Origin of the sequence: Curtobacterium sp. PsM8, from assembly GCF_030433875.1 — a bacterium.
Taxonomy (GTDB): Bacteria; Actinomycetota; Actinomycetes; order Actinomycetales; family Microbacteriaceae; genus Curtobacterium.
On record NZ_JARUXD010000031.1, the window covers coordinates 1 to 18,986 of the forward strand.

Consider the following 18,986-nt stretch of genomic DNA (forward strand, 5'->3'; position numbering starts at 1 on the left):
CCCCCCGCCGCCCCCCCCCCCCCACCCCCCCCCCCCCACCCCCCCCCCCCCCCCGCCGCCCCCCCCCCCCACCCCCCCCCCCCCCCCCCCCCCCCCCCCCCCCCCCCCACCCCCCGCCCCCCCCCCCCCCCCCCACCCCCGCCCCCCCACCAGTCGGTGGAACGGGGCCGGGCGCGGCAGACGGGCTCGACCCGCGCCAGCTCCACGCGGCCGTCCCGCCGGCCCGGGCGGTCACGACACCCCGCTCACCTCCGCCGAGCGGTTACGAACTGTCGCTCAACACCGGCCAGAACGACGCCGTGTGACCAGTCGGCGGAACGGGGCCGGGCGCGGCAGACGGGCTCGACCCGCGCCTCCCGTCCGGCACGCCCACCCGCCGAGGTCGCACGACCTGTCGCAGCCGGTTCGCCGGGGTCGCGCAACCGGCCGCCGTCCGGATGCCCGAGCGGCAGAACGTGCGACCTCGAGAGCGCCGGGAGCATCCCCCGCACGCCAGCCCCGTCCGCCGCCAGGTCGCACGACATGCCGCAGCCGGTTCGCCGGGGTCGCACGAACTGCCGTCAGCGAGCCAGCCCGGCGGCAGAACGTGCGACCTCGGCAGACGGGCTGGGCGACCCGGCGGCAGAACGTGCGACCTCGGCAGACGGGCGCGGGCTCAGACGGGTGACGGGCGGGAGGCCCGGCCCGGCTCCGCAGGACGAGCGAGGGCCCGGCACGCAATCGCGTACCGGGCCCTCGGGCGTCAGGAGTGTGTCACTCCCACTCGATCGTCCCCGGCGGCTTCGACGTCACGTCCAGCACGACCCGGTTGACGTCGCGCACCTCGTTCGTGATGCGGTTCGAGATCTTCGCGAGCACGTCGTACGGCAGGCGCGTCCAGTCCGCGGTCATGGCGTCCTCGGAGGACACCGGACGGAGCACGATCGGGTGCCCGTAGGTACGGCCGTCGCCCTGGACCCCGACCGAGCGGACGTCGGCGAGCAGGACGACCGGGCACTGCCAGATCTCGTCGTCGAGGCCGGCCGCGGTGAGCTCGGCGCGGGCGATGGCGTCGGCGGCACGCAGGATCTCGAGACGCTCGGCGGTGACCTCACCGACGATGCGGATGCCGAGGCCCGGGCCGGGGAACGGCTGGCGTCCGACGATGACCTCGGGCAGCCCGAGCTCGCGACCGACCGCACGGACCTCGTCCTTGAACAGGGTACGCAGCGGCTCGACCAGCTCGAACGTCATGTCGTCGGGCAGTCCGCCGACGTTGTGGTGCGACTTGATGTTCGCGGTGCCCGAACCGCCGCCGGACTCGACGACGTCCGGGTACAGGGTGCCCTGCACGAGGAACTTCACCTCGCCGTCACCGTCCGAGGCGCGGGCTTCGAGGACGAGCGCTTCCGCCGCGGCCTCGAAGGTGCGGATGAACTCGCGGCCGATGATCTTGCGCTTCTGCTCGGGGTCGCTGACACCGGCGAGGGCGTCGAGGAACTGCTCCCGGGCGTCGACCGTGACCAGGCGCACACCGGTCGAGGCGACGTAGTCCTCTTCGACCTGCTTGCGCTCGTCGGCGCGGAGGAGCCCGTGGTCGACGAAGACGCAGGTGAGCTGGTCCCCGACGGCCTTGTGCACGAGGGCTGCGGCGACGGCGGAGTCGACTCCACCGGAGAGCCCGGCGATCACACGCGACGACCCGATCTGGTTGCGGATGCGCTCGACCTGCTCCTCGATCACGTTCGCCGAGTTCCAGTCACCCGGCAGTCCGGCGGCGCGGTGCAGGAAGTTCTCGAGCACGGCCTGGCCGAACGCGGAGTGCTTGACCTCGGGGTGCCACTGCACGCCGTACAGCTTGCGCTCGTCGGAGGCGAAGGCGGCGACCGGGGTCGACTCGCTCGACGCGAGGACCTCGAAGCCCTCCGGCGCCTTCGACACGGCGTCGCCGTGCGACATCCACGTGGTCTGCGCTGCCGGCTGGCCGCCGAGCAGGACACTGTCGGTGCCGCTGACGGTGACGGCGGTGGCGCCGTACTCGCGGAGGCCGGTGTTCGCGACCTCGCCACCGAGCGACTTCGCCATGGCCTGGAAGCCGTAGCAGATGCCGAGCACCGGGACACCGAGGTCCAGGATCTCGCCGTCCAGGGACGGTGCGCCGTCCTCGTAGACGGAGGACGGGCCTCCCGACAGGACGATCGCCGCCGGGTTCTTCTCACGGATCTCCGCCGCGGTGACCGAGTGGGGGACGATCTCGCTGTAGACGTTGGCCTCGCGGACACGTCGTGCGATCAACTGCGCGTACTGCGCGCCGAAGTCGACGACGAGGACGGGACGCTGTTCGGTCTCGCTCACCGAGCGCTCTCCTTCTCCCGCGACTGCTGCGCGGTCAGCTCGTGGTAGGTGGTCAGTGCGGTCTGCTGCATGCGGTGCTCGACCACGAAGGACATGAACGGGATCACGCCGCCGAGGGCGATGAGCAGGAAGCGCGACGGCCGCCAGCGCATGATGCTCCAGAGTCGGAAGTCGGCGAACAGGTAGACGACGTACAGCCACCCGTGCGCGATGAGGATCGCGATCGACAGGTTGAACGTGCCGGGTGCTTCGCCCGCGGTGCCGTTCGGGACGAAGAACGCGCCACCGCCGAGCTGCATCTCACGCTGGATCGGGGTGTACTTGATGACGACCTCGACGACCAGGGCGAGCAGGAGCACGCCGGTGACGTACGCGGAGATGCGGTAGAACCGCACGGCCCCCGGGATCTTGGGGATGTCGCGGGTCCGGACGGTCAGAGCCATGTGGTCGATCCTACCGGCGACCCGGCTCGGCCCGGGCGTCGTCCGTCGGGACCACGGGCTCGTCCACAGGCTCGGCGTCGTCGTCCACAGGATCGGCGCCAGCTGCCTCGGCGGCCTCGCGCGCCTCGTCCTGTTCGCGCTCCCATGCGTCCTTGACGAAGCGGTACCAGAGGAAGACGGCGAACCCGGCGAACACGACCCACTCGACCGCGTAGAACAGGTTCAGCCAGTCGAACTGGACCTCCCGCGTAGGGGCCCGGTCGGCGATGGTGCCGAGGTCGGCGGCGTCCGCGGTGGTCCGGTCGGCGACGACGTACCCGCCGTACATCCGGTCGTCGAACGCCTTCCACGTGTTCACGAACCGGGCCGGGGCGACGGCCGAGTACTCGTGCTGCTCGAACGTGTCCTGGTCCGGCGACTCCGCCGGGTAGTACCGGCCGCGGATGGTCATCGACGCGTCGTCGACCAGGCGGTCACCACCGGCGACCGCGGCGGAACGCTGGTCGGACCAGCCGATCACGACCGGGAGGCTCGCCCCGGTCGCGTCGTCGACCAGGTGCCCGACGGTCTGGTACTTCCCACCCCCGCTGCGGCCGGTGAGGACCGTCGTGTCACCGGCGACGAAGCGTCCGGAGACCGTGATCTTCTGCCCGGCCAGCGTGGACCCGACCGGCTTCTCCGGCGTGGTGACGTCGTCGAGGGTCTTCCGCGTCTCGGTCGAGGCCGGCAGCGGCTTGCCGTTCTCGATGCTGCGCTCGAGCTGCCACTTGCCGAGTGCGGCGAACACGCCTGCCAGCAGGATCGCCAGCAGCAGCAGGGCGATCCACTTCGGTCGTCGGGCAACGGCCCACATCTGAATCAGTACTCCGGATCACGTACGCGGGCCGGGCGCTCGGGACGCTCGGCGGGGACCTCGATCGACGACGTGCTCGCGCTCACGGGTTCCGGGGTGGCCGGGTCCTCGCGCGACGGCGTCGTCTCCGGTGCACCATTGTCGCGCTCTTCCCTGCCCGCAGCCTCCACGAGGGCGATCTCCTCGGCGAACTTCGCGTCCCGCTCGGCCTTGCGCGCCGCGGCGGCCTGCGCGGCGGCGAGTTCCCGGCCGCGGAGCTTCCGCACCCGACCCGGACGGAGCACGAGCTTGCCGATGCGGTCGGAGTTCACGGCGAGCAGCGGACCCAACACGGCCATCACCAGGACGTAGAGGCCCGCGAACGCGGTGATCCGTGCCTCCAGTCCGGCGGCCGCCGACAGGGTCGCGAGGATCAGCGCGAACTCGCCACGGTTCACCAGGATCACGGCGGTGTTGATGCCCTGCTGGACGCTGAACCCGTTCATCCGGGCCACGAGCTGTCCGGCGACGGCGTTGAGCACGACGGTCATGCCGATCGCGCCGGCGACCGGCCAGAGCACCTCGCCGAAGGTCGAGACGTCGAGGCCGAGCCCGAAGTTGACGAAGAAGAACGCCGCGAAGACGTCACGCATCGGCAGGGCCAGCTGCTCGATGCGGTCCCGGTAGCGGGTGGCACCGCAGAGCAGACCGATGACGAACGCACCGATCGCGTCGGTCACGCCGAGCAGGTCGCCGATGCCGCCGAACATCACCGCGAGGCCGAAGAACAGGATCGTGAAGAGCTCGTCGTCGCGGGTCGCGAAGATCTTCGAGACCTGCTTGCCGCCCCAGCGCGCCAGGCTGAACATGACGATGAGGAACCCGAACGCCAGCCCGAGTTTGCCGATCACGGCCCACAGGTTCGTGTCGCCGGAGAGCACCACCGAGACGATCGCCAGGTACACCGCGATGAAGACGTCCTCGATCACGGTGACGCCGAGGATCATCGGGGTCTCGTCGTTGGCCAGGCGCCGGAGCTCGATGAGCAGCTTCGTCACGATCGCGCTCGACGACGTCGCCGTCATGCCCGCGATGATCAGGGCTTCGCGCGTTCCCCAGCCGAGCGAGAACCCGAAGGCGAACCCGACGCCCATGTTGATCGCGACGTAGGTGCCACCGGAGACCAGGAGCTTGCCGGCGTTGCCGTAGAACTCCTCCTGGTCGAACTCCAACCCGAGGTTGAACAGCAGCAGGATGAGACCGAACGTCGCGATCAGCTCGATCGTGTGCGACTCGACGCTCAGGCCGATCCACGGGGTGTGCGGGCTCGCGATGAGCCCGACCACCATGTAGACCGGGATCGCCGGCAGACCGATGGTCTTGCCGAGCCGCCCGAGGACGTAGGCGATGAGGAACAGGCCGCCGATGGTCAGCAGCTCACCACCCAGGTGCATGCCCTAGCTCCGGGGCGGCGCCTCGGCAGCGGCCGCTGCCAACTGACCGCTGCGGTAGAAGGAGAACGCCTTCGCGACCTTCTCCGGCGCACCCGCGACGACGATCGTGTCCCCGGGGAACACGACGAAGTCCGACGAGGGAGCCGGGTTGGCGCTGTCGCCACGGACCACCGCGACGACGGTCAGGCCGATGAAGCCGGAGTCGTGCAGGTCGCCGAGGGGCTTGCCCGCGATGGCGTCGTCGTAGTCGACGCTGAACCAGTCGATGGAGAGCCCGGGGATCTCGTCGAGCTTGTCGAGGCCCTCGGTGATCCGGGTGCCGCCGAGGAGTTCGGCGAGGGTGTGCGCTTCGTCTTCACTGAGGCGGAGCGAGACCTTCTCGGACTTGTCCGCGCCGTCGGCGACGTCCGCGAACGAGATGAGGTCGGAGTGACCCGACCGGTGCGTGATGACACCACACTTGCCACCGTCGTCGGTGTAGAAGCTGTGCAGCACGCCGACGCCGGGGAGTTTGACGCGATGGACGTCGACCATGATGGCTCCCTTTCCCAGGACCCCCATGCTAACCACCGGGAGGGCCGCGCCATTCCGTTCTCCACAGTCATCCCGCCGGTGGACGCGCCGTTCCACCGGCGCCTGGAGGATGGCGGCATGAGCGCCCCGACCGCCAGCACCACCCGCACCGTCGTGGCCGTCACCGGAGCGATCGCGGTGGCGGCCTACGCGGCGCTCCTCGCGCTCGACCAGCTCGTCCTCGACCCGCTCACCCTGGTGCCGGGGACGTCGCTGACACGGATCTCCGGAGAGGTCGCGGCGCGCGGCAACGCGGTGGTCCCGGACGTCGTCGGCGTGCTCGTCATCGCCGGCATCGGCATCGCACTCGGTATCGGAGTGGCAGCGGCCGGACTCCGGAGGGTCCTGCCGACGCACGTCATCGCCGTCCTGCACCTCGGCGTGCTCGTCCTCGGGGCGCTCGCGACGTTCCCGACGTCGTTCCTGTTCGTCATGGACGTCCTCGACTCGTTCCCGACGACGCACGACCACTCGCCGTGGATGCGCGTGCTGTGGCTGACGAGCCTCCTGTCGCTCGTCGCCATCCCGGCGGTCCTGTTCGGCGAGATGGTGCGGACGCTCCGCGGCCTCCGCGTCAGCAGGAGCCCGCAGAACGCAACCCCGACCGCGTGACGCAACGCGATCGCGGTGCGCCGTGCCGCCCAGGTTGCGTTCCGCGGGAGTGACGGACGGGAGGCGCGTGGCGGGGGTGCCACGGGCCTCCCGTCCGTCAGTGGGTCAGCTGGGCTCGGTCGTCTTCTCGCCGACGACCTGTTCGTCGTCCGCCGTGGCGCCCTCGGCGCCGCTCGAGCGGCCACCGCCGACGACCACGTCGTCCTCCTCGAAGCCGAACGCGATGTCGGGCGCCTCGAGCCGGACGCGGTCAGCGGACTCGTCGTCGGGCTGCATCTGCGACTCCCGCTCGGCCGCGACGCGCTTCAGGTAGTTCGCGACCTCGTTCTCGGTCGTCTCCTGGTCCCAGCCGAGCACGCCCGCCATCAGCCGGGCGGCGACGGGCGCTGCCGACTCGCCGCGGTCCCACGCCTCGATCGAGATGCGGGTGCGGCGGGCCAGGACGTCCTCCAGGTGCAGGGCGCCCTCGTGCGAGGCCGCGTACACGACCTCTGCGCCGATGTAGTCGTCGGCCCCGGGCAGCGCATCGGCCAGCGAGGGGTCGTCCTCGACGAGCTGCAGGACCTCGGTGGCGAGGGTGCCGTAGCGGTTGAGCAGGTGCTCGATGCGGACCTTGTGCACGCCCGACGACTTCGCCGTCCGGCCGCGCTTGTTCCACGCGGCGGGGTAGCCCTCGGCGCCGAGCAGGGGGATGTCCTGCGTCGTCGACTCCGGGATCTTGCCGTCCATCGCCGCGACCGCCTCGTCGATGGCGTCCTTGCCCATCACGCGGTAGGTGGTCCACTTGCCGCCGGCGACGACGACGAGTCCGGGTGCGGTGTGCGCGACGACGTGCTCGCGGCTGAGCTTCGAGGTCGCCTCGGACTCCCCCGCCAGCAGCGGCCGGAGTCCGGCGTAGACACCCTCGACGTCCTCGCGGGTCAGCGGCACGGCCAGCACCTTGTTGACGTGTTCGAGGATGTAGTCGATGTCCGCCGCGGTCGCCGCCGGGTGCGCCTTGTCGAGGTACCAGTCGGTGTCGGTCGTGCCGATCAGCCAGTGCCGGCCCCACGGGATCACGAACAGGACGCTCTTCTCGGTGCGGAGGATCATGCCCGAGTTCGACTGGAAGCGGTCGCGCGGGACGACGAGGTGGACGCCCTTCGACGCGCGGACCTTGAACTGCCCACGGGTGCCGACCATCGCCTGGGTGTCGTCCGTCCAGACCCCCGTCGCGTTGACGACCTGCTTCGCCTTGATGTCGAAGTGCTCACCGGTCTGGATGTCGTGCGCGTGCGCCCCGACGACCCGCTCCCCGACCTTGATGAAGCCCTCGATCCGGACCCGGGAGGCCGCGTGTGCGCCGTACGAGGCGGCGGTGCGGACGAGCGAGGCGACGTAGCGCGCGTCGTCGACCTGGGCGTCGTAGTAGGTCATCCCGCCGACGAACGCGTCCTTCTTCAGCGACGGCATCGAGCGGAGCACCTGGGTGCGGGTGAGGTGGCGGTGGTGCGGCACACCGGGCGGTCGACCGCCAGACCAGCTGAACACGTCGTACATCGCCATGCCGATGCCGATGTAGAACCGCTCCCACACGCGGTGGTTGAGCGGGTAGAGGAAGCGCACGGGCTTCACCAGGTGCGGGGCGATGCGCTGGAGCAGCAGACCGCGTTCGATGAGGGCCTCGCGGACGAGGGTGAAGTTGAGCTGCTCGAGGTAGCGGATGCCGCCGTGGACGAGCTTCGACGACCGACTGGACGTGCCCGATCCCCAGTCGCGGGCCTCCACGATGCCGACCGACAGGCCGCGCGTGACGGCGTCGAGTGCGGCACCACCACCGACGATGCCGCCGCCGACCACCAGGACGTCGAGCTCGGTGGACTTCAGGGTCTCGATCGCCGCGGCGCGTTCATCGGGACCGAGCTTCGTGGCGGGGTCGAACCCCGCCGTGGTCGATGCTCCGCGGGGTGCCTTCTGGCCTGTGACCGTGGTTGTCATGCTCGCCTCCGTCGCCGATCGGCACCGGAGCGACACCCGCAGGACCTCCGCGGGCGCACCGCCGTCAGCGGTGGTACGGCGCCACGACCACTTCTACTCGCTGGAACTCCTTGACGTCGGAGTATCCGGTGGTCGCCATCGATCGACGCAGGGCACCGACGAGGTTGGCGCGGCCGTCCCACGACGGGGTCGGACCGAACAGGATGCTCTCGAGCGAGCCGATCGTGCCGACCTCGACCCGACGGCCGCGGGGCAGCTCCGGGTGGTGCGCCTCGGCACCCCAGTGGAAGCCGCCGCCGGGCGCTTCCTGCGCACGGGCCAGGGCGGTGCCGAGCATGACCGCGTCGGCACCCATCGCGATCGCCTTGACGACGTCGCCGGCGGTGTCGAGACCGCCGTCCGCGATGACGTGCACGTACCGGCCGCCGGACTCGTCCATGTAGTCGCGGCGGGCACCGGCGACGTCCGCGACGGCGGTCGCCATCGGGGCGTGGATGCCGAGCGCCGCACGGGTCGTCGAGGCCGCGCCACCGCCGAAGCCGACGAGCACGCCCGCGGCACCGGTGCGCATGAGGTGCAGCGCCGCAGTGTAGGTGGAGGCACCGCCGACGATCACGGGGACGTCGAGCTCGTAGATGAACTTCTTGAGGTTGAGGGGCGCCTGGTTCTGCGACACGTGCTCGGCGCTGACCGTGGTGCCGCGGATGACGAACAGGTCGACACCGGCGTCGACGACGGTCTGCGAGAACTCGGCGGTGCGCTGCGGGCTGAGCGAGCCGGCGACCGGCACACCGGCGGCGCGGATCTCGGCCAGGCGGCGGGTGATCAGCTCGGCCTTGACCGGCTCGGCGTAGATCTCCTGCATGCGCTTCGTGACGTTGCCGTCGGTCAGCGTGCGGATCTCGGCCAGGTAGGGCTCCGGGTCCTCGTAGCGGGTCCAGAGGCCCTCGAGGTCCAGGACCCCGAGGACGCCGAGACGGCCCATCTCGATGACGGTCGCGGGCGAGGCGACGGAGTCCATCGGCGCCGACAGGATCGGCGACTCGAAGGTGAACGCGTCGATCGACCACTGGACGCTGACGTCACGCGGGTCACGCGTCCGCCTGGAGGGGACCACCGCGATGTCGTCGAACGCGTACGCCCGACGTCCGCGCTTGCCTGCACCGATCTCGACTTCGCTCACCCGGCAACCCTACCGGGCGGGCTGTGCGGGTGGCACGGCCGGACGGTCCGTGCGTGCAGCGGGGCGGACCAGCGCGGGTAGCAGCAGTGGAGCGGATCAGCGCGGGCCGCGACCCCCGGGCGTCCGCGGGCCACCGGGCGTCCGCGGGCCACGGGTCGTCCGCGGGCCACGGGTCGTCCGCGTCCGGCGGAGCACCCGGAGCGTCAGTCCCAGCAGCAGCGCCAGCACCACGAGCACGACGAGCAGCGCGGCCGCGACCTTCACGAGCAGGGCCGCACCGATGAAGAGGACGACGAACACCACCCACACCAGGGCGTCCATCGCGCGGTCCGCGAAGCGTTGCACGCTGGAACGGTACCCGACCGGCGGGGGTGGGGCGGGCCTCCCGGGCAGACGGGCCGGCCGGACCGCGGGGACGGGACGGACAGGAGGCCCGGCGTGCGTCCCCCACGACGCCCCCGTCTGCGCGCGGCACCGCCGAGTGCGCGAGACGCCGCCGGATCCTGCGGCGTCTCGGCGCGACCGCGGCGTCTCAGCGCGACGGCGGCGTCTCGGCGCGACGGCGGCGTCTCGGCGAGACGGCGGCGCCGGGAACGAGAGCGGGGCCGTGCGGCGCGCATGCGCAGCCTGCACGGCCCCACCGGTCGCGGGTGCTGCCCCCACAGCGGCACCCGCGGTGTCGACGCCCTACTTGGTGGCGTCGACGTCCTTGGCGAGCGTCCCGAGGTAGAGCTCGATGACCTTGGGGTCGTCGGCCAGCTCCTTCCCGGTGCCCGAGTACGCGTTCCGCCCCTGGTCGAGGACGTAGCCGCGGTCGCAGATCTGCAGGCAGCGGCGGGCGTTCTGCTCGACCATGATCACGGAGACGCCGGCCTTGTTGATGCGGCGGGTGCGGATGAACGTCTCGTCCTGCCGCACCGGCGACAGTCCGGCGCTCGGCTCGTCGAGCAGCAGCACCTTCGGGTCCATCATCAGCGCACGGGCCATCGCGACCGACTGTCGCTCACCACCAGAGAGCGACCCGGCACGCTGGCCCTTGCGCTGTCCGAGGACGGGGAACAGGTCGTAGATGACCTCGAGCCGCTCGCTGAACTTCTTCGGCCGCAGGTACAGCCCCATCTGCAGGTTCTCCTCGATGGAGAGCGAGGGGAACACGTTGTTCGTCTGCGGGACGAAGCCGACGCCGGCCTGCACGAGCTTGTTCGCCTTGAGGTTCGTGATGTCCTCACCCTGCAGCGTCACGGCGCCCTCGCGGACGTTGACGAGACCGAACAGCGCCTTGAGGAGCGTCGACTTGCCGGCACCGTTCGGGCCGATGATGCCGATGAGCTCGCCCGGGTAGCAGACCAGGTCGCAGCCGTTGAGGATGTTGACGCCCGGCAGGTACCCGGCGACCACGTTGTCGGCCCGCATCACCGGCTCGCGGTCCTGCACGGCGGTCGCGCCGCCGGGCGCGGCACGCGGGGTCGGGGTCGGGGTGCCGGGCGTCGGGCTGCCGGGGGTGGCGGCCACCGCCGCCGGCTCCGGACTGGAGGCCCGGTCCGCGCCGGTGCCGTTCGTCGCGTCCGTCATCGGGTCGCCTTCCCTTCGTCGGCGGTGTCCGCCGCGTCCTCTTCTGCGACCTCGTCGGCGAGTTCCTCGTAGGTCTCCTCGTTGAGGAGCGAGTCGTCACCCAGGTCGGTGTCGTGGTGCGCGCCCAGGTAGGCGTCGATGACGGCCTGGTCGTCCATCACCGTGGCGGCCGGGCCCTCGGCGACGACCTTGCCCTCGGCCATCACGACCACCCAGTCCGAGATGTGCCGGACCATGTGCATGTCGTGCTCGACGAACAGCACGGTCATGCCGTCGTCGCGGAGGGACTGGATGTGCCCGAGCAGCGACTGGGTCAGCGCCGGGTTCACGCCGGCCATCGGCTCGTCGAGCATGATCATCGTCGGGTCGGACATCAGTGCGCGGGCCATCTCGAGGAGCTTCCGCTGCCCGCCGGAGAGCGATCCGGCGTAGTCGTCCTTCTTCTCGAGCAGCTTGAAGCGGTCGAGCAGGTCCTCGGCCTTCGCCGTGATCTCCTGCTCGCGCTTCTTCCACACCGGGCTGATCAGCGCGGCGAAGAAGTTCTCCCCCGGCTGGTCCTTCGCGCCGAGCAGCATGTTCTGCATCACGGTCAGGCGCGACAGCGCCTTGGTCAGCTGGAAGGTGCGGACCATGCCGGCCCGGGCGACCTTCGCCGCCCCGGTGTTGCCGAGCGTCTTCCCGTTGAACTGCCACCGCGCCTCCTTGCCGCTCGACGGCTTGTCGAAGCCGGTGAGCAGGTTGAAGAACGTGGTCTTGCCGGCACCGTTCGGACCGATGAGGGCCGTGATGGCGCCGCGCTGCACCTCGAGGTGGCCGACGTCGACGGCGGTCATGCCGCCGAAGCGCCGGGTGATGTTGTCGACCGTCAGGATCGCGTCGGGCTTCGGGGAGCCCGGGGCGTGCTGCACCGCGGTGAGGGCGGTGGGGACGCCGGGGGTGGTGGTCGGTTCAGACACTGAACGTCAGCTCCTTCTTGTTCCCGAGGAGTCCCTGCGGGCGGAAGACGATGAGGAGCATGAGCGCGACGCCGACGAGCACGTAGGAGAACTGCTCGGCCTGCTGGGCGTTCATGATCGAGTTCGGGATGAAGTCACCCGCGATGGTGCGGATGAACAGCCGGAGGACGAAGAACAGGATCGACCCGAGCACCGGGCCGAACACGGTCGCGGCACCACCGAGGATGAGCGCCGTCCAGATGAAGAACGTCATCGAGCGGCCCATGGCGTCCGGTTGCACCGAACTCGGCAGGACGTAGATGATGCCGCCCAGAGCACCGAGCGCGCCACCGAAGACGAGCGCCTGCATCTTGTACGAGTAGACGTTCTTGCCGAGGGAGCGGACGGCGTCCTCGTCCTCGCGGATCGCCTTCACGACACGACCCCAGGGACTGCGCATGAGCAGGAACAGCACGAGGGTGAACAGGGCGACGAGGCCCCAGCCGACGATGCGGATCCACCAGCCGTTGACGCCGTTGTTCGAGTAGCTGAACCAGAGGATCGTCGTGGTGCCGTCGGGCAGGAAGCTCAGGGCGTTGAACGGGTCGCGGTAGCTGGAGCCGGTGATGCCGTTCGAGCCACCGGTGGTGTCCGTCAGCAGACTCGAGCGGCCGACCATGCGGATGATCTCGGCGCCGGAGATCGTGACGATCGCCAGGTAGTCCCCCCGCAACCGCAGGGTCGGGATGCCGAGGATCACCGCGAACACGATCGAGATGGCCAGGGCCACGAGTACGGCCATGCCGAAGGGCAGCCCGTTCGTGATCGAGATCGCGAAGCCGTAGGCGCCGAGCAGCAGGAACGCCGCCTGGCCCATGTTGACCAGGCCGGTGAGGCCGAAGTGGACGTTGAGGCCGATCGCGGCGAGGGCGAACGCCGCGGTCGTCGGGGCGAGTGCTTCCTGCGTCAGGGAGCTGAGGAGTTGGAGGATGTAGTCCATGCGGGTGCTCCCTTAACCGATCCGCTCGGCACGGCCGAAGATGCCCTGCGGACGGAACAGCAGGATGAGGATGAGGATGACGAGTGCGGTGGCGTACTTGAAGTCGCCGGGCAGCACCAGGTTGGTCAGCTCCACGACGATGCCGATGATCATCGAGCCGACGAGGGCGCCGTAGGCCGTCCCGAGCCCACCGAGCGTGACCGAGGCGAACATCAGGAGCAGGAGCTGCAGACCGGTCTGCCAGTTCACGCCGTTGAGCACGAGGCCGAGCATCACACCGGAGAGTCCGGCGAGACCCGCGGCGAGCGTCCACACGAAGCGGATCACGCGGTCGACGTCGATGCCCGAGGCCGCGGCGAGCGCCGGGTTGTCGGACACGGCTCGGGTGGCGCGGCCGAAGCGGGTCTTCGCCAGGAAGAGCCCGGTGCCGATGAGGACCACGAGCGCGATGCCCATCGCGACGTAGGACTGCACGGTGAGGGTGATGCCGGCGAAGGTCACCGTCTCCGGGTTGCCCTGCTGGATGCGGACGGTCGCGGCGCCGAAGAAGTACTGGAAGGCGTACTGGGCGGCGATCGAGAGGCCGATCGTCACGATCATCAGCTGGGTGAGGCTGATCCGACGCTTCCGGAGCGGCTTCCAGATGCCGGCGTCCTGCAGGTACCCGGAGGCGGCGCAGAGGAGCACGGTCACGATCCCGGCGAGCCAGATGTTCCATCCCAGCTGGTTCGCGAAGACGTAAGCCAGGAGCCCGCCGAGGGTGACCTGCTCGCCGTGCGAGAAGCTCGACAGCCCGGTCGTGCCGTAGATCAGTGAGAGGCCGATCGAGGCGAGGGCGATGAGCAGGCCCAGGCGGATGCCGGAGGCGAACTGCTGCCAGAACCGGGCGGCCGTGACGCTCGTGGCGGCGGTGGAGGTCGTCGCACCCTCCTGGTCGGAGAGCTGGAAGATCGTGCCGGCGTTGGCGTTGACGTTGCCCTGGACTGTGCGGGCGGCGTCCTTCGCGTCGGTCAGGTACTGCCCCTTCGGCAGCGAGTCCTGGTCGACCTTGACCGTGTAGGCGCCGGCGGCGGGGATGCTGACGGACCAGCGTCCGTCGGCGTTCGTGGTCGAGGAGCCGGTGAACGAGCCAGGCCCGGTGACCGCGACGGCGACGCCCTCGGTGGGCTTCCGGTCGGAGTCGAGGATGGTGCCCTGGATGCAGCCGTTCGAGGTGCTGACGACGCAGGGCCCGGTGCTCGCGGGTGCGCTGCTGGAGGTCGGGCTGCCGGTCGCTGCACCGGCGACGGGAGCGAGAGCCCAGTCGACCGCGAAGGTGGCGAGGAAAGCGAGGAAGAGCACGGCGGCGAGGACCAGGCGACGGCGGCCTGGTGCCCCGCGGCGGAATCGGTGCGCGAGCACTGACCCCGGCGGAGTGATGGAACCCACGGATGAGCCTCTCGTTCGGATAGTCGAGGACCATAGGGATTTTTTGTGTCCCCCGTGTTTCCGGCACGTTCCCTGCACAAATCGTGCCGGAACCGTGATGTTGCACAGGCGCGTCGATTTGCGTTTCCGGGACGAGCCTCCCGTCTGGCCGGTACAGCGACTTCCAGAGGGGCCGGAGCCCCGGAATGGCGCGCGCAGCCCGCGCGTTACCATGTCCTATCCGGAGCCCACCGCAGCGTTCCCGGTGTCTCGACCACTTCACACGCACGCCCACGAAGGGGACCCATGGACCAGCCGGATCCGTTCGGATTCATCGGACTCACGTACGACGACGTCATGCTCCTGCCGGGGCACACCGACGTCATCCCGAGCGAGGCGTCCACCGCGTCCCGGCTCACCAAGCGGATCTCGGTCAACGTGCCGCTGCTCTCCGCGGCGATGGACACCGTCACCGAGTCCCGCATGGCGATCGCCATGGCTCGGCAGGGCGGCATCGGGATCCTGCACCGCAACCTCTCGATCGCGGACCAGGCGGCCTACGTCGACAAGGTCAAGCGCTCCGAGTCGGGCATGATCACCAACCCGGTGACCACCACCCCGGACGCCACCGTGGCCGAGGTCGACGCGCTCTGCGGGCAGTTCCGCGTCTCCGGCCTGCCGGTCGTCGAGTCCGACGGCACGCTCGTCGGCATCATCACGAACCGGGACATGCGGTTCGTCGCCCCGTTCGAGATGGCCACGACGCTCGTCCGTGACGTCATGACGAAGGCGCCGCTGATCACCGCTCCGGAGGGCATCGACCCCGAAGAGGCGATCGCGATCTTCGCCCAGCACAAGATCGAGAAGCTGCCGCTGGTCGACCCGGCGGGCAAACTCTGCGGGCTCATCACCGTCAAGGACTTCGACAAGAGCGAGAAGTACCCGGACGCCACGAAGGACGACGAGGGCCGTCTGCGTGTCGGCGCGGCGATCGGGTTCTTCGGCGACGCCTGGCAGCGTGCCGAGGCACTGCGTGACGCGGGGGTCGACGTGCTCGTGGTCGACACCGCGAACGGCGAGAGCGAAGGCGTGCTCGACATGGTCCGTCGCCTCAAGGCCGACCGGTCCTTCGACGCGATCGACGTCATCGGCGGCAACGTCGCGACCCGCTCCGGTGCACAGGCGCTCATCGACGCGGGGGTGGACGCCGTCAAGGTCGGCGTCGGTCCGGGCTCGATCTGCACCACCCGCGTCGTCGCCGGTGTCGGCGTGCCGCAGGTGACCGCCGTGTACGAGGCATCGCTCGCCGCGCGGGAGGCCGGCGTGCCGATCATCGCCGATGGTGGCCTGCAGTACTCGGGCGACATCGCCAAGGCCCTGGTCGCCGGTGCGGACACCGTCATGCTCGGCTCGCTGCTGGCCGGGTCCGACGAGTCCCCGGGCGAGCTCGTGTTCGTCGGCGGCAAGCAGTTCAAGGCGTACCGCGGGATGGGCTCCCTCGGCGCACTGCAGACCCGCGGCAAGAAGACCTCGTACTCGAAGGACCGCTACTTCCAGGCGGACGTGCCCTCCGACGAGAAGCTCATCCCCGAGGGCATCGAAGGCCAGGTCCCCTACCGCGGCTCGGTCGGCAACGTCGTGTACCAGCTCGTCGGCGGACTGCGGCAGTCGATGTTCTACGTCGGCGGTCGGACGATCCCGGAGCTCAAGGCGCGGGGCAAGTTCGTCCGCATCACCGCGGCCGGGCTGAAGGAGTCGCACCCGCACGACATCCAGATGGTCGTCGAGGCCCCGAACTACCGGGGCTAGTCGCCGGCGCCGGGTGCCTGGCGCCGGCGCCGCCGCTGGGCGCCTGGTGCCGGCGCCGAGACGCCGCCATGTGCGTGGGACGCCGCCGAATCCGGCGGCGTCTCGTGCGTTTGGCGGCGTCTCGCGTTGACGGGGTCGTGTCAGCTGGTCCTGCACACCGACAGACCGCCGGGAGGCTCTCCACAGCTCCGCCTCGCAGATCCCGCGGGTGACACGGCCGCTGGCACCGTCACTGCATGGAGATGCGATCAACGGTCCTCACAGCGCTGCCGTCCACGCTGGACGACCCGGTCCGGCTGTTCCATGGAGTCGCAGTGGAGCGTGGCGATTGGGCTGCCCTCGGCCCGCTCGAGCGGCGGCAGCTCGTGGTCCGGGCTCGTGCCGCCAGGCTGCAGGCGCACGGGGTCGTGTCACACCGTTCCGCCGCAGCACTGTGGGGACTCCCCGAGCACGGCAGGACCGACTGGCGCCTCCACGTCATCGACCCGCGGACGATGAAGACGCACGCGGGTCGTGGGGTCGTCCGGCACGTCGGATCGATCGATGAGGGCGACGTGGTACTGCTCGACGGGATCCGGACCACGTCGATGCTCCGGACCGTCGTCGACGTCGCGCGGACGTCGACGTTCGAACACGCCGTCGTCGTGCTCGACCACGTCGTCCACGTCGGAGCGCTCGACCGGTCCGTCCTCGAGCATGCGCTCACCGCCTGCGCCGGACGTCGAGGCGTCCGCCAGGCGTCCGCGGCGCTGGACTTCGCCGATGCGGCCGCCGAGTCGCCTGGCGAGTCCATCAGCCGGGTGACGGTCGAACGCCTCGGAGCCCCTGCTCCCGTCCTGCAGCACCGGTTCGACACCGACCGTGGCGTGTTCCGCGTCGACTTCTGGTGGCCGGATGCCGGTGTCATCGGTGAGTTCGACGGGCGTGTGAAGTACGACGACCGTGATGTGCTCTGGCACGAGAAGCGGCGCGAGGACGCCCTCCGCCGCGCGAGCCGTGTTCAGGGTTTCGCGCGGTGGGGCATGGCGGAGGCGGGGGACCCGGCAAGCCTGGGTGCGCTCCTCGTCGCCGCCGGACTGCCGATCGGACGCGGTTGGGCACAGCGCAGATGAGACGCCCGACGGGTGCACCGAGACACCCCCGTCTGCGCGTCGCACGTCCGACTTGCCGAGACGCCGCTGAACTCGGCGGCGTCTCGGAGCGGGTCGGGCGTCAGTCACAGACTGGGGCGTCTCGGGCACAGACGGGGGCCCCGGGAACGCACCTCAGGCCTCCGGGACGGCCGTCCGGAACCGTGGAGACCGTCCGGACGGACTCCTGATCAGGGGTTCCGGTGAGGCCGTTCAGAAGTGTCACGGGTCTGTAACGAAACACCCAGGTGTGCACTTCCGTCACACGGGCGAAACACATCGACCCTAGTTTTCTCCACATCCCACGCGGAGACGCCGCGCTCGACCCGATGCGGTAGGGCCTCCGCGCAGAGAAAGGGTTCCACGGATGATCAGAACCACCCGCGCCACCACGGCGCTGGCACTGGCGGGAGCTGCAGCGGTGCTCCTCGCCGCCTGTTCCACCTCGAGCAACGCCGGTGGCGGCTCCTCCGAGTCGGCCTCGGCCGGCGGTGCCAAGAAGGACCCGGCCGCGAGCTGCCAGGCCCCCTCGTCGCCCGGCACCGACCCCCTGAAGATCGGCACGATCCTGCCGCTGACCGGGTCGCTCGCCTACCTGAACCCGCCCGCCGAGTCCGGCGTCGGCCTGGCGGTCGAGGACATCAACTCCGCTGGTGGCGTGCTCGACAAGGACGTCACGATCGACCCCGCCACCGACTCCGGTGACAGCAACGACATGACCGTGTCCAGCTCGGCCGCGACGAAGCTCGTCAACGCCAAGGTCCCGGTCGTCATCGGCGCCGAGTCCTCGTCCGTCACGCTCAACGTGATCGACCAGCTCACGAGCAACTGCATGGTGCAGATCTCGCCGGCCAACACGGCGACCGACCTGTCCGGCTACTCGTCGCACTACTACCGCACCGCTCCGCCGGACTCCGTGCAGGGCTCGGCGCTCGGCCAGCTCATCACGGGTGACGGCAACGCCAAGGTCGCGTTCCTGGTCTTCAACGACACGTACGGCACCGGTCTCCGCAACTCCGTCCAGCAGGCAGTCGAGGCCGCCGGCGGCCAGGTCGTCTACGGCGCCAAGGGCAAGGGCCAGGAGTTCCCGCCCGGACAGACCACGTTCTCGTCCGAGGTGACCGCGGCACTCGCCACGAAGCCCGACGCGATCGTCGTCCTGGCCTTCGACGAGACGAAGTCGATCATCCCCGAGCTCGTCTCGCAGGGGAACAAGGCGAAGATCTACATGTCCGACGGCAACACCGCGGACTACTCAAAGGACTTCGACAAGGGCACCCTCGACGGCGCCCAGGGCACCATCCCCGGTGCCAGCCCGAAGGACGAGCTGAAGCAGCGTCTGGTCGCGTTCTACAAGAAGTCCTCCGGCAAGGACCTGGCGGACTTCTCGTACGCGGCTGAGTCCTACGACGCCACGACGCTCGCCGCCCTCGCCGCGGTGAAGGGCAAGGGCACCGACTCCGGTACCATCCAGGCCAACATGGCTGCGGTGTCCGGCGCCGACGGTGGCACCGAGTGCTCGACGTTCAAGGACTGCAAGGCCCTGCTGGACAGTGGGAAGGACATCCACTACACCGGCCCGTCCGGCATCGGCCCGTTCGACAAGAAGAACGACCCGTCGAGCGCCTACATCGGCATCTACAAGTTCGACAAGGACAACAAGCCGGTCTACCAGAGCGCCATCCAGGGCTCGGTCTCGAAGTAACCGCACCAGCACCACGACGG

The 18,986-nt window shown here is 70.1% G+C and carries 16 protein-coding genes; 4 read left to right on the forward strand and 12 right to left on the reverse strand.

What is annotated here, in order from left to right; genetic code table 11:
* Window positions 1-753: 753 nt before the first annotated feature.
* Genes guaA through QCD68_RS09045 form a run of 5 tightly spaced genes read right to left on the reverse strand, consistent with a single transcriptional unit; the run spans window position 754 to window position 5,597 of the window.
* Window positions 754-2,334, reverse strand: a complete 1,581-nt coding sequence (guaA, locus tag QCD68_RS09025; protein WP_301222776.1) for a glutamine-hydrolyzing GMP synthase — start codon at window positions 2,332-2,334, stop codon at window positions 754-756.
* A complete protein-coding gene (locus QCD68_RS09030; protein WP_111073886.1) occupies window positions 2,331-2,777 on the reverse strand; it encodes a DUF3817 domain-containing protein in 447 nt (148 codons plus the stop codon). The genes guaA and QCD68_RS09030 overlap by 4 nt, the downstream gene beginning before the upstream one ends.
* A gap of 10 nt (window positions 2,778-2,787) precedes the next feature.
* Window positions 2,788-3,630 carry an SURF1 family cytochrome oxidase biogenesis protein gene (locus QCD68_RS09035; RefSeq protein ID WP_111073887.1) on the reverse strand — a complete coding sequence of 281 codons (843 nt, stop codon included), beginning with the start codon at window positions 3,628-3,630 and terminating at the stop codon, window positions 2,788-2,790.
* A gap of 5 nt (window positions 3,631-3,635) precedes the next feature.
* A complete protein-coding gene (locus QCD68_RS09040) occupies window positions 3,636-5,063 on the reverse strand; it encodes a cation:proton antiporter (protein WP_301222777.1) in 1,428 nt (475 codons plus the stop codon).
* A 3-nt stretch (window positions 5,064-5,066) separates the two neighbouring features.
* A complete protein-coding gene (locus tag QCD68_RS09045) occupies window positions 5,067-5,597 on the reverse strand; it encodes a cation:proton antiporter regulatory subunit (RefSeq protein ID WP_110903510.1) in 531 nt (176 codons plus the stop codon).
* A gap of 117 nt (window positions 5,598-5,714) precedes the next feature.
* On the opposite strand from QCD68_RS09045, the gene QCD68_RS09050 reads away from it, so the two are divergent.
* The gene (locus tag QCD68_RS09050) at window positions 5,715-6,248 is read left to right on the forward strand and encodes a hypothetical protein (protein ID WP_301222778.1); all 534 of its coding nucleotides are present in this window, start codon (window positions 5,715-5,717) and stop codon (window positions 6,246-6,248) included.
* Window positions 6,249-6,353: 105 nt separating this feature from the next.
* Here the strand turns inward: QCD68_RS09050 and QCD68_RS09055 are convergent, their stop codons facing one another.
* The 7 genes from QCD68_RS09055 to QCD68_RS09085 form a co-directional block, all read right to left on the reverse strand.
* Window positions 6,354-8,225, reverse strand: coding sequence for a glycerol-3-phosphate dehydrogenase/oxidase (locus tag QCD68_RS09055; RefSeq protein ID WP_253465117.1), 1,872 nt, complete (start codon window positions 8,223-8,225; stop codon window positions 6,354-6,356).
* A gap of 64 nt (window positions 8,226-8,289) precedes the next feature.
* Window positions 8,290-9,408: a GuaB3 family IMP dehydrogenase-related protein gene (locus QCD68_RS09060; protein ID WP_111073891.1), complete on the reverse strand. Its 1,119-nt coding sequence runs from the start codon at window positions 9,406-9,408 to the stop codon at window positions 8,290-8,292.
* 96 nt (window positions 9,409-9,504) lie between these two features.
* The gene (locus QCD68_RS09065) at window positions 9,505-9,753 is read right to left on the reverse strand and encodes a hypothetical protein (RefSeq protein ID WP_253465119.1); all 249 of its coding nucleotides are present in this window, start codon (window positions 9,751-9,753) and stop codon (window positions 9,505-9,507) included.
* Between the two features lie 342 nt (window positions 9,754-10,095).
* Entirely contained in the window at window positions 10,096-10,821 is a 726-nt protein-coding gene (locus QCD68_RS09070) for an ABC transporter ATP-binding protein (protein ID WP_239539992.1), read from the reverse strand.
* 155 nt (window positions 10,822-10,976) lie between these two features.
* Window positions 10,977-11,936, reverse strand: coding sequence for an ABC transporter ATP-binding protein (locus QCD68_RS09075; RefSeq protein ID WP_166780339.1), 960 nt, complete (start codon window positions 11,934-11,936; stop codon window positions 10,977-10,979).
* Entirely contained in the window at window positions 11,929-12,915 is a 987-nt protein-coding gene (locus QCD68_RS09080; protein ID WP_111073895.1) for a branched-chain amino acid ABC transporter permease, read from the reverse strand. Before QCD68_RS09080 ends, QCD68_RS09075 begins: the two co-directional genes overlap by 8 nt.
* 12 nt (window positions 12,916-12,927) lie before the next feature.
* A complete protein-coding gene (locus tag QCD68_RS09085) occupies window positions 12,928-14,256 on the reverse strand; it encodes a branched-chain amino acid ABC transporter permease (protein ID WP_441005178.1) in 1,329 nt (442 codons plus the stop codon).
* 372 nt (window positions 14,257-14,628) lie between these two features.
* Between QCD68_RS09085 and guaB the strand changes: the two genes are divergently transcribed.
* The 3 genes from guaB (at window position 14,629) to QCD68_RS09100 (ending at window position 18,966) form a co-directional block, all read left to right on the forward strand.
* A complete protein-coding gene (gene guaB, locus QCD68_RS09090) occupies window positions 14,629-16,131 on the forward strand; it encodes an IMP dehydrogenase (RefSeq protein WP_221850146.1) in 1,503 nt (500 codons plus the stop codon).
* 236 nt (window positions 16,132-16,367) lie between these two features.
* Window positions 16,368-17,243 (forward strand): hypothetical protein, encoded by an 876-nt coding sequence (locus QCD68_RS09095; protein WP_301222780.1) that lies wholly within the window; start codon window positions 16,368-16,370, stop codon window positions 17,241-17,243.
* A 385-nt stretch (window positions 17,244-17,628) separates the two neighbouring features.
* Window positions 17,629-18,966, forward strand: a complete 1,338-nt coding sequence (locus QCD68_RS09100) for an ABC transporter substrate-binding protein (RefSeq protein WP_111073899.1) — start codon at window positions 17,629-17,631, stop codon at window positions 18,964-18,966.
* Window positions 18,967-18,986 lie beyond the last annotated feature (20 nt).